Below are 11,229 nucleotides of genomic sequence, written 5' to 3'. Positions count from 1 at the left end.
GCCGGTCCTCGTCGCCGCGCCGGTCGTGGCGGTGGCCTCAGGAGCGCCGCTCGCCGAGGCGCCGCTCGCCGGGGCGCCGCTCGCCGAAGTGCCGCTCGCCGAAGTGCCGCTCGCCGGGGCGCCGCTCGTTGTGTGGCAGGTGCCGGGTGCGGCGATGTCCTGGGTGCCGGTCCGGGTCAGGACCACCGTGACGGTGACGGCGGCCGCGACGACGGCCGCGCCTCCCGCGATCGCCCATCGACGGACACCCGCCCGTCCCTTCGCGCCCTCCCGCTCGTCACCGTGATCGTCCATACCCTCACTCACGCCCCGGCGGCACCGTCCGGTTCCGCCGGCAACCCCTCCGCCAGCACCTCCGCCAGGTGCCTCCCCCGCGCCCCCGCGAGCTGGTCCAGCTGGGTCCGGCACGAGTAGCCGTCCGCCAGGACCACCGCGCCGGGCGGCGCCGCGCGGACCGCCGGGAGCAGCTGGTCCTCCGCACAGGCCACCGAGACGTCGTGGTGCCCCGCCTCGAAACCGAAGTTCCCCGCGAGACCGCAGCAGCCGCCGCTCAGCTCGCCGGTGAGGCCCGCGGCCTCGCGCAGCCGGCGATCGGCGGCGTCGCCGAGCACCGCGTGCTGGTGGCAGTGGGTCTGGCCGGTGACCGGGCGGTCCAGGAGCGGCGGACGCCAGTCGGGCGCGTGCCGTTCCAGGGCCTCGGCGAAGGTGAGGACCCGCCCGGCCAGCTCGGCGGCGCGCGGGTCGTCGTGCAGCAGCTCGGGCAGGTCGGTGCGGAGGGCCGCCGCGCAGCTCGGCTCCAGGACGACCACGGGCAGACCGGCCGCCACGACCGGCGCCATCAGGTCCAGGGTGCGGCGCAGCACCGTACGGGCCCGGTCCAGCTGGCCCGTGGAGAGGTACGTCAGCCCGCAGCAGACCCGCCCGCGCCGGGCCGTCAGCAGGGACAGGGGAAGGCGGGTGCGGCCGTCGGCGACCGCGCCGCGCCCCGGCGTCATCGTGGGCGGCAGCGCCACCCGCAGCCCCGCCGCCTCCAGCACCCGTACGGCCGCCCGCCCCACGGACGGGGAGAGGTGCTCGGTGAACGTGTCGGGCCACAGCACGACCGTCTCACCGCTGCCGCCGGTACCCCTGGCCCAGGGCCGCTCCGGCGCGTGCCACCACCACCGGCTGAACGTCCGCCGCGCCAGCCGCGGGATCTCCCGCTTCCCCGAGATCCCGCAGATCCGCTTCCCCACCGCCGCCAACGGCCGTACCGAGGCGAGCGCGTTGAGCAGCGGGGCCGTCCGCGTACGGGCCGTCCAGCGCAGCCACACCGGCAGCCACCCGAGGGCGTAGTGCGCGGCGGGGCGGCGGCGCCCGGCGTAGTGGTGGTGGAGGAACTCCGCCTTGTACGTGGCCATGTCGACCCCGACCGGGCAGTCCGAGCGGCAGCCCTTGCAGGACAGGCAGAGGTCGAGGGCGTCGCGGACCTCCGTGGACCGCCAGCCGTCGGTGACCAGTTCACCGGCGAGCATCTCGTGCAGCAGCCGGGCCCGGCCCCGGGTGGAGTGCTCCTCCTCCCCGGTCGCCCGGAACGACGGGCACATCACGGACGCGCCCGTCGCCGGCCCGGCCGTACGGCACTTGGCGACCCCGACGCAGCGCCGTACGGCCGCGGTGAAGTCACCGCCGTCGGACGGGTAGCCGAAGGCGACGTCGACCGGTTCCCGGGGCAGGACGGCGAAGCGCAGACCGCTGTCGAGGGGCGCCGGGCGGACCAGCATCCCGGGGTTGAGGAGGTCGTCGGGGTCCCACACCGCCTTGGCGCGTTCGAAGAGGGCGACGGTCTCGGGGCCGTACATCCTCGGCAGGAGTTCGGCGCGCGCCTGTCCGTCGCCGTGTTCGCCGGAGAGCGAGCCGCCGTGGGCGACGACCAGGTCCGCCAGTTCCTCGGAGAAGCGGCGGAAGCGGGCGACGCCCGGGGCGGTGAGCAGGTCGAAGTCGATCCGGACGTGGACGCAGCCGTCCCCGAAGTGGCCGTACGGCGTGCCGCGCAGCCCGTGCTCCGTCAACAGGGCGCGGAAGTCTTGCAGATAGACGCCGAGCCGGGCGGGCGGCACCGCGCAGTCCTCCCAGCCGGGCCACGCCTCGCTTCCGTCGGGCATCCGGGTCGCCGTGCCGGAGGCGTCCTCCCGGACCCGCCACAGTGCCCGCTGCGCCGCCGGGTCCGTCACCACGGAGGCGTCCACGGCGTCGGCCGCCCGTACGACGGCGTCCGCACGCGCGCGTGCCTCCGCCGGGGTCTGTCCGCCGGTCTCCACAAACAGCCAGGCGCCGCCGCGCGGCAGCCCGGACGCGTCCGGCACCAGGTCGGCGGCCATGCCCTCGACGGTGAGCGGCCCGAGCGGCAGCAGTCCGGCCGCCGCCTCGGCCGCCGCGCCCTCGTCGCCGTAGCCGAGTACCGCGAGCGCTCGCGCCGCGGGCGCCTCGACGAGCCGGACGACCGCCTCGGTCAGCACGCCCAGCGTGCCCTCGGAGCCGCAGAACGAGCGGGCGACGTCCGCGCCCCGCTCGGGCAGCAGCGCGTCCAGGGCGTAGCCGGAGATGCGGCGGGGCAGATCGGGGAAGCCGGTACGCAGCCGCGCCAACTCCCCCTCCGCCAGCGTCCGCAGGCCGTCGGGGGCGCCGGCCCAGCCGGGCCCGGGGCGCAGCCGCTCACCGCGCGCGGTGAGGACCGAGAGCGAGGCGACGTTGTCGGCGGTCGTGCCCCAGGCCACCGAGTGGGAGCCGCAGGCGTTGTTGCCGATCATCCCGCCCAGGGTGCAGCGGCCGTGGGTGGAGGGGTCGGGCCCGAAGCGCAGGCCGTGCGGGGCGGCGGCCTCCTGGAGGCGGTCCAGGACGAGTCCGGGCTGGACGACGGCCGTCCGGGCGTCGGGGTCGAGGGAGAGCAGCCGGTTCATGTGCCGGGTGAAGTCCAGGACGATGCCCGTGCCGGTGGCCTGCCCGGCGATGGAGGTGCCGCCGCCGCGCGGCACCACCGGTACGCCGTGCGCGCGGCAGACGTCCAGTACGGCCGCCACGTCGTCGGCGTCCCGGGGCGCGGCCACTCCCAGGGGAACGCGGCGGTAGTTGGAGGCGTCCATCGTCGTCAGCGCCCGCGCGGTGGTCCCGAAGGAGATCTCACCGCGCACGGCCGCCCGCAGCGCGGCGCGCAGTTCGGGGCCGGCGTCCCGTTCATCCGTCATGTCGTCAGCATGCCGTTCGTTCCGGGCACCTTGGCAGTAGTTGTCCCCGGGGCCGATGCCAAGAACGTGACACTAATGTGGCCAACACGGTCGCAAAGTTTCTTATAGTGACCGTCAGGCAACCCAGAACCGTCTGAGGATCCAACCCGCGCGCCGTCCCGTCCTGGTGGACACCCGCGGACCGAACGAGGACTCGACTGATGACCTCCCCCACGCCCCCCGGCGAACCGCCCGCCGTCTCCCGGCTCCTGCCCGCCTTCCTGGTCACCGCGGTGGCGTCCGGGCTCGCGGTGGCCGCGGCGGTCGCCGCCGCCCCCGACTCCGTGCGCCTACCGCTCGCGCTGGGCTCCGGTGCGGCCGGGCTGCTGCTGAGCGTGGCCGTCACCGTGGCCGTGCACGGCGTGCTGTCGGCGCGCGCCGCCCGCCGCCGGGTGCACGCGGCCGACCAGGAGGCCGGCCGGGTGCTCCAGGAGCGCGTCCGGCTCGCCGAGGAGGTCCGCCAGGAACGCGCCCGCCTCACCGGCGACCTGGAGCGGGAACGGGCCCGGCTCACGGCCGAACTGGCCCGGGAGCGCGCCCGGCTCGCCGACGCGCACACCGCCGAACTGACCCGGCTGACCGAGGAGTACGAGTCCGCGCTCGCCCGGCTCACCGAGGAGCGCGCCGCGGAGCGCGCCCGGCTGGCCGAGACGCACGCCGTCGAACGGGACCGGCTCACCGAGACCCACAACACCGACCGCGCCCGGCTGGCCGCGGAGACCGCGAAGCTCACGAAGAAGCTGCGCGAGGCCGACTCCTCGCGCGCCGCCGCCGTCTCCGCCACCGCCAACGTCGCCGGGCGCCTCCAAGCGATCGCCACCGCGACCCTCGCGGACCTCCGGGCGATGGAGGAGCGCCACGCCGACGAGGACGTCCTCTCCGACCTCCTCCACCTCGACCACCGCACCGCCCAGGCCGGACGCCTCGCCGACTCCGTCGCCGTCCTCGCGGGCGCCCGTTCGGGGCGCCGCTGGGCCCGGCCGATCGGCATGGAGTCCATCCTGCGCGGCGCGATGGGACGGATCAGCGGCTACCAGCGGGTCCGTGTCCACTCCGCCAGCGAGGCCGCCGTCGCCGGGCACGCCGCCGAGGGCGTGATGCACGCGCTGGCCGAGATCCTGGACAACGCGGCGAACTTCTCCCCGCCGACGGCGGAGGTCCACGTCTACGTCGAGGAGGTCCCGGCCGGTGCCATCGTCTCCGTCGAGGACAGCGGCCTCGTCATGGGCGAGGTCCAGCTGCGCCGCGCCGAGCGGGCCGTCTCCGGCCGCACCGCCGGGCTCGGCGGCCTGACCGGTACGCGGCTCGGCCTCGCGGTGGTGGGGCGGCTGGCGCAGCGGTACGGGCTGAAGGTGTCGTTCCGTCCGTCGGCGCGCGGCGGTACGGGCGTCCTGATGCTGATCCCGCAGGACATCCTCGTACAGGAGGGGTCGGCGACCTCGGGCACACCCCAGCCGCTGTCACTGCCGACGACGGCAGCGGAGTCGCCGGGCACCCCGGAAGCGGCGGGGCTCCCGCAACTCCCGCAGCGCATCGCGGCCCCCGCGGCCGACGAGGCCGCGCCCGGGGCCACGGCCGGGGCCGCACCCGGGGCCACGGCCGGGACCACCCCCGGGGCCGCACCCGAGGCCACTGCCGACACGGCTCCGGCCACGGACGAGGCCCACTCCCGCGCTTCCGACCCGCTCCCCGGCACCCCCGCCGACGAGCCCACCGCACACTCCGCCGCGGACCCCACCGGGTCCACGCTCCCCGTGGGGCTCCCGCGGCGCCGCCGTGGCCGTACCCTCGCGGAGGCCGAGCGCACCCGGGTGACGAATCGTTCCGCCACACCGCCCGCCGCCCCGACCCGCGAGGAGTCGCAGGCCCGCGCCGCCCGGTTCGGCAGCTTCCGGCAGGCCGTGCGCGGCACCTATGCCACCCCCGCTGCCGAGGACGCGACCGACCCCGCCACCCCGGACCCGGCCACCCCGGACCCGGCCTCCCAGGAGGCGGACGGCCGGCACCCGGACGGGGGCGCCGCCGACACCCGCCCCGCCCCCTCGCACCCGTAACCCCCTCCCCGGAAGGCGAACCACCTCATGACCGGCACGACGACCGCCGACGACAAGCTCACGTGGCTCATCGAGGGCCTGCTGAAGCGCACCCCTGGCGCGCGCCACGCGCTCGTCCTGTCCCGTGACGGCCTGAAACTGTGCCGTACGCCCGAACTCACCGCCGACCAGGCCGACCAGCTCGCCGCGATCGCGGCCGGCATCCAGTCCCTGTCGCACGGCGCGTCCGTGGAGTTCGGCGACGGCACCGGCGGCGTCCGGTCCGCGATGACGGAGTTCTACGGCGGGGTGCTGTTCATCGTCGAGGCGGGCGAGGGCGCCCACCTGGCCGTGGTCACCACGGAGGACGCGGACGCCGGGCTGGTCGGCCACAACATGAGCGAACTGGTCGAGCAACTCGGCGATCACCTCACCGCCCGGCCCCGTACGTCATGAGCAGGCCCGGCAGGGACGACGCGCCCGACCGCCTCTACACCCTGACCGGCGGGCGCAGCCGCACCGGCGCGGACAGCCCCTTCGACCTGGTCACCCTGGTCGTCGCCGAGTGCGACCCGGTGCCCGGCATGCAGTCGGAGCACACCGCGATCCTGAGGATGTGCGAACGCCCGACGGCGGTCGTGGAGATCGCCGCCGAACTGCGGCTGCCGATCGGCATCACCAAGGTCCTGCTGACCGACCTCCTCGACGCGGGCCGTGTCAGCGCCCGTCACCCGCGCCAGGAAGCCCTACCCGATCCCGACATCCTGGAGCAGGTGCTCGTTGGACTCCGCAACCTCTAGAGCGAGCGCGCCGCTCGGCGCGTCCGCCGACAACGGCCTCAAGATCGTCGTGGTCGGCGGCTTCGGCGTCGGCAAGACGACGCTGGTCCGCTCGGTCAGCGAGATCCGTCCCCTCAACACCGAGGAGACGATGACCCAGGCCGGCGCGGACGTCGACGACCTGCGGGGCGTGCACGACAAGACGACGACCACGGTCGCCTTCGACTTCGGCCGCATCACCCTCGACGCGCGCAACGTGCTGTACCTGTTCGGCGCGCCCGGCCAGGAGCGCTTCTGGTTCCTGTGGGACCGGCTGTTCCACGGCACGCTGGGCGCCGTCGTCCTCGTCGACACCCGGCGCATCGACGACTCCTGGTACGCCATCGACCGGCTGGAGAAGCACGGCACGCCGTTCGTCGTCGCGCTGAACGACTTCGGCGGCCCGGACTTCGCCCCGGCGCAGATCCGCGACGCCCTCGACCTGGACCCGCACGTGCCGCTGCTGCGCTGCGACGCGCGGTCCCGGGAGTCCGCCAAGGAAGTCCTGATCACGCTGGTGGAACACGTCCACGCCCTGCGTACGAACCACGCACGACCCACCCAGGAGCTGGTGTGAGCCCCATACCCCTTCGCGGTCCGGGATCCCACGAGGAACCGGCCGAGCTGTACCGGGCGATGCGGCGCAGGCACGGTCCCGTGGCCCCGGTCATCCTGGACGGCGGCATCCCCGCCTGGCTGGTGATCGGCTACCGCGAGCTGCACCAGGTCACCGGCGACCCGTCGCTCTTCAGCCGGGACTCCGAACTGTGGAACCAGTGGGACAACGTGCCCGACGACTGGCCGCTGCGGCCCGTCATCAACCGCGGCCAGCCCTCGATCCTCTACACCGTCGGCGAACGCCACCGCCGCCGCTCCGGACTGCTGAGCGACGCCCTGGACGGGGTGGACCCGGCGATGCTGCGGGCCGACGCCGAGCGGTTCGCCGACGAGCTGATCGACGCCTTCTGCGGGCGGGGCGACGCGGACCTGGTCGAGGAGTACGCGATGCTCCTGCCGGTGCGCGTCCTCGCCCACGTCTACGGCTGGCCGGAGGCGGAGGGCCTGGCGCTGGTCACGTCCATGACGGACATGATCAACGCCGGTGAGCGGGCGTTCGAGGGGCAGAAGCACCTGCACGACTCCTGCCAGGCCCTGGTGGCCGAGCGGAAGGCGGAGCCGGCGGACGACGTGGTCTCCCGGATGATCGCCGGACGGGGCGAGTTCACGGACGAGGAGATCGTCCAGGACCTGATGATCCTGATGTCGGCGGGGCACCAGCCGACCGCCGACTGGATCGGCAACTCGCTGCACCTGATGCTGACCGACCACCGTTTCGCCGCGTCGATGTTCGGCGGGCGCAGCAGTGTCACGGAGGCGATGAACGAGGTGCTGTGGGAGCAGACGCCCACGCAGAACATGCCGGGCCGCTACGCCACCCGCGAGACCACCCTGGGCGGGCGCCGCATCAACGCAGGTGACCTGCTGATCCTCGGCCTCCAGGGCGCCAACTCCGACCCGCAGGTGCGGACCGACGGCTCGACGCTCACCGGCGGCAACAACGCGCACTTCTCCTTCAGCCACGGGGAGCACCGCTGCCCCTTCCCGGCGCAGGAGATCTCGGAGGTCATCGCGCGCACGGGCATCGAGGTCGTCCTGGACCGGCTGCCCGACATCGACCTGGCGGTGGCCGCCGGGTCGCTGAAGCGCCGGGAGTCGCCGTGGCTGCGCGGCCTGACGAGCCTGCCGGTGCGGTTCTCGCCGACGCCGGCGCTGGGGGGTCCGGCTGCCTGACCTCGGGAGACGGGGACGCGGCAGCGGGTACCCCGTCTCACCCGACGGACGACGTTTCGCCCAGGTTTCCCGCACCGGATACGCTCGCTCCCGTGGCTGAGATCCGGATTCCCGAAGACATCAAGCCCGCGGACGGACGTTTCGGCGCGGGTCCCTCCAAGGTGCGGACAGAGGCGCTGGACGCCCTCGCCGCCACCGGCACGTCCCTCATGGGCACCTCCCACCGCCAGGCCCCGGTCAAGAACCTGGTCGGCAAGGTGCGCGAGGGCATCAGCGAGCTGTTCCGGCTCCCGGACGGCTACGAGGTGGTCCTCGGCAACGGCGGCTCCACCGCGTTCTGGGACGTCGCGACCCACGGCCTGATCGAGAACAAGTCGCAGCACCTGACCTTCGGCGAGTTCTCCTCGAAGTTCGCCAAGGCGTCGAAGCTCGCCCCGTGGCTCGCGGAGCCCACGGTCATCTCCTCCGACCCGGGTACGCACCCGGAGGCGAAGGCGGAGGCGGGCGTGGACGTGTACGCGTTCACCCACAACGAGACGTCGACGGGCGTCGCGATGCCGATCAAGCGCGTGCGGGGCGCGGACGACGGCGCCCTGGTCCTGGTGGACGCCACGTCGGGCGCCGGCGGTCTCCCGGTGGACGTCTCGGAGACGGACGTCTACTACTTCGCCCCGCAGAAGTCCTTCGCCTCCGACGGTGGTCTGTGGATCGGCCTGTTCTCCCCGGCGGCGATCGAGCGAGCGGAACGTATCCACGCGTCGGACCGCCACATCCCCGAGTTCTTCTCGCTCCCCACGGCGATCGACAACTCCCGCAAGAACCAGACGTACAACACCCCGGCACTCGCCACGCTGTTCCTGCTGAACCAGCAGCTGGAGTGGATGAACGGCCAGGGCGGCCTGGAGTTCACGACCGGCCGCACCGCGGCGTCGTCGCAGGCGCTGTACGGCTGGGCGGAGGACGTGAAGTTCGCGTCGCCGTTCGTCACGGACCCCGCCAAGCGTTCGCAGGTCATCGGCACGATCGACTTCTCCGACGAGGTGGACGCGGCGGCCGTCGCGAAGGTCCTGCGCGCCAACGGCATCGTGGACACGGAGCCGTACCGCAAGCTGGGCCGCAACCAGCTCCGCGTCGCGATGTTCCCGGCGATCGACCCGGCGGACGTCGAGGCCCTGACGAAGTGCGTCGATTACGTCATCGAGCAGCTCTGACATCCGGGGATGCGTGAGTGAAGGGCGCCCAGTGGGCGCCCTTCAGTCGTTCACAGCCACCGCAGGAAGAGGGCCCAGGTCTGTCCGGAGACGGTGAGGAGGGGGTTGCCCTCCGCACACCGCTTGCTGTCGCGGACGGCTCGGCCGTGGTCGGCGGTGGGAGCGACCTCCACACATTCGCCCTGTTGGCTGGAGTACGACGACTTCCGGAAGGGGCCCGATATAACGGTCACGATCAGCATTCCTAGATGTTCTGGAGAACGTCCCGGATGAGCTTCGCGCTCGCGTCCGGTGCCAGTGCCGTCGATCGTAGGAGATCGTACGAACTCGCGTAAACCGCGAGGTCTTCCGGAGATTCGATGACCGACGTACTCATGAGGTCGTCCATGGTCACCGCTTCGATCGCCGACTCGGGTTCGAAGCTGAAGGCCGTGAACGCGGAAGCCGCTGCTGCCAGCGTTCCGGCGCTGAACGGCAGAACCCGCACGGTGACGTTCTCCCGCTCACCGGCTTCGAGTAGCCCGGTCAGTTGTTCTCGGTGATCGGCCGCACTCACCAGGGGATGCATGACGACTGCTTCCCAGAGCACCGCCTCGTACGTGGCCCCACCCGCCGCGATCCTCTCCTGCCGGCGTTGGCGAACTTCCACCAACCGAGCAACCTGCTCGGCATCGAGCGAACTGGGCCCGCCTTCGATGACCGCCTGCGCGTAGGCCATGGTCTGCAAGAGCCCCGGCACTAGCGCGGGTTGCCACTGTCGAATATGGCTCGCATCGTTTTCGAGGGTGATGTGGTCGAGATAGTCCGGCCGCAGGAACGGCGCACACTCGTACCACCAGCCGCGCCGGGGCCTCACCTTGGCCAGCCCCTCCAGCTTGGCGCACATGTCCGGGTCCGTGACGCCGTAAGCGTTCAGCAGCAGCCGAACCTCGATGACACGCGCGGTGACGTGGCCACTCTCGAGACGGCTGATCCTTGCCTGGCTCGACGCAATGATCTCGGCGGCTTGCGGCTGGTCGAGCTTCGCGGCCAGCCGGAAACGCTTCATCGCCGCACCCAAGCGCCTGCTGCGCACGTTCGGCCGTCCCCCTGTGGGCATTGGATCTCCCCTCTCCGGCGGCAACGATGGCACACAGCCAGGTACTCCTGATCTCGCGTCACTCGATCGAGTGGACGAGTGCATGCATACACTCAAGACGATCGCACTGAGCCTACTTTGCAGGCATGACATCAACCGAGACGTTCCGCATTCCTCGGCACAAAATGCACGTACCCATCGCCCGTCAGCACACGGGAAAGACCCTCACCGCCTGGGGAGTGACCGGCGAGTCCGCCGACGTCGTCCTCCTCCTCGCCAACGAACTCGTCACCAATGCCGTGACCCACTGCCGGACCTCGTCTGCCCAGGTCAGAGTCACCTTGACGCTCCACGGAACGGAGCTGCTCCTGGAGGTCGCCGACCCGGACCGCGACCGGCTTCCGCGGCTCCACGCCTCCGGGGCGGACGAAGAAGGGGGCCGCGGCCTCGCCCTCGTCGCCGCGCTGGCGGACGCGTGGGGATGCCGTCAGGAGCCGTACGTGAAGTGCGTATGGGCCCGCCTGACGGTCACGGAGGAGGCGGCGGCACATGTCCCGGCGACCGTCGTTCGCCCCTACGTCCCCGCCGGGGGATGACAACCCCCGCCCCCTCTGCCTACATGGACGGCATGACCCGTCCACCCGCAACCCTCGGACTCGCCCCCTTCGCCACGCAGTGGGCCGTGCTGCTCACCAGCCACCGCCGGGACGGCACCGGCGTCGGGACCGCCGTCAACCTCGCCGTCGAGAGCGACCATGCCTACTTCCGTACGTCGGGCAAGACCTGGAAGGCCCGGCGGCTGCGCCGCGACCCCGGCGTCGAACTGGCCCCCGCCACGCCCGCGGGCCGGCCGGTCGGCCCGGAGATCCGCGCGCGGGCCCGGCTGCTGGACCGCGGCAGCGCCGAGGACCGGCACGCGGCACGGGTCCTGCGCCGCAAGCACCCCGTCGTCCAGGGCGTCCTCGTACCGCTCATCCACCGGGCGACGCGGACGCCGACCCAGCACTACGAGGTACGGCCGGTGGCGGACTGAAC

Annotated in this window: 11 protein-coding genes and 1 pseudogene; 9 read left to right on the top strand and 3 right to left on the bottom strand. The window is 73.1% G+C overall.

Annotated features, from left to right (window positions below):
• Positions 1–286, top strand: a pseudogene (locus UW392_RS22965) (hypothetical protein); the annotation flags it as partial.
• 16 nt (positions 287–302) lie between these two features.
• Here the strand turns inward: UW392_RS22965 and UW392_RS22960 are convergent.
• Positions 303–3,224, bottom strand: coding sequence for an FAD-binding and (Fe-S)-binding domain-containing protein (locus UW392_RS22960; RefSeq protein ID WP_320776968.1), 2,922 nt, complete (start codon positions 3,222–3,224; stop codon positions 303–305).
• A gap of 200 nt (positions 3,225–3,424) precedes the next feature.
• Between UW392_RS22960 and UW392_RS22955 the strand changes: the two genes are divergently transcribed.
• From UW392_RS22955 to serC, 6 genes are all read left to right on the top strand, one after another.
• Complete coding sequence (locus UW392_RS22955; RefSeq protein ID WP_320776967.1) at positions 3,425–5,317, top strand: sensor histidine kinase; 1,893 nt, start codon at positions 3,425–3,427, stop codon at positions 5,315–5,317.
• 27 nt (positions 5,318–5,344) lie between these two features.
• A complete protein-coding gene (locus tag UW392_RS22950) occupies positions 5,345–5,752 on the top strand; it encodes a roadblock/LC7 domain-containing protein (protein WP_320776966.1) in 408 nt (135 codons plus the stop codon).
• Entirely contained in the window at positions 5,749–6,096 is a 348-nt protein-coding gene (locus UW392_RS22945) for a DUF742 domain-containing protein (protein WP_320776965.1), read from the top strand. Before UW392_RS22950 ends, UW392_RS22945 begins: the two co-directional genes overlap by 4 nt.
• Positions 6,077–6,691 (top strand): ATP/GTP-binding protein, encoded by a 615-nt coding sequence (locus UW392_RS22940; protein WP_320776964.1) that lies wholly within the window; start codon positions 6,077–6,079, stop codon positions 6,689–6,691. Before UW392_RS22945 ends, UW392_RS22940 begins: the two co-directional genes overlap by 20 nt.
• On the top strand, positions 6,688–7,905 hold the full coding sequence (locus UW392_RS22935; RefSeq protein ID WP_320776963.1) for a cytochrome P450: 1,218 nt from the start codon (positions 6,688–6,690) through the stop codon (positions 7,903–7,905). Before UW392_RS22940 ends, UW392_RS22935 begins: the two co-directional genes overlap by 4 nt.
• A 92-nt stretch (positions 7,906–7,997) precedes the next feature.
• Entirely contained in the window at positions 7,998–9,116 is a 1,119-nt protein-coding gene (serC, locus tag UW392_RS22930; protein ID WP_320776962.1) for a phosphoserine transaminase, read from the top strand.
• Positions 9,117–9,166: 50 nt separating this feature from the next.
• Here the strand turns inward: serC and UW392_RS22925 are convergent, their stop codons facing one another.
• Together UW392_RS22925 and UW392_RS22920 are read right to left on the bottom strand one after the other, a co-directional pair.
• A complete protein-coding gene (locus UW392_RS22925; protein ID WP_320776961.1) occupies positions 9,167–9,358 on the bottom strand; it encodes a DUF397 domain-containing protein in 192 nt (63 codons plus the stop codon).
• Between the two features lie 2 nt (positions 9,359–9,360).
• A complete protein-coding gene (locus tag UW392_RS22920) occupies positions 9,361–10,191 on the bottom strand; it encodes a helix-turn-helix transcriptional regulator (RefSeq protein WP_320776960.1) in 831 nt (276 codons plus the stop codon).
• 149 nt (positions 10,192–10,340) lie between these two features.
• On the opposite strand from UW392_RS22920, the gene UW392_RS22915 reads away from it, so the two are divergent.
• Both UW392_RS22915 and UW392_RS22910 read left to right on the top strand, forming a co-directional pair.
• Positions 10,341–10,790: an ATP-binding protein gene (locus UW392_RS22915; protein ID WP_320776959.1), complete on the top strand. Its 450-nt coding sequence runs from the start codon at positions 10,341–10,343 to the stop codon at positions 10,788–10,790.
• A 32-nt stretch (positions 10,791–10,822) separates the two neighbouring features.
• On the top strand, positions 10,823–11,227 hold the full coding sequence (locus tag UW392_RS22910) for a PPOX class F420-dependent oxidoreductase (protein WP_320776958.1): 405 nt from the start codon (positions 10,823–10,825) through the stop codon (positions 11,225–11,227).
• Positions 11,228–11,229 lie beyond the last annotated feature (2 nt).

It is taken from the genome of Streptomyces sp. CRN 30 (assembly GCF_034105845.1).
This window is presented reverse-complemented; position numbering and strand designations above follow the sequence as displayed.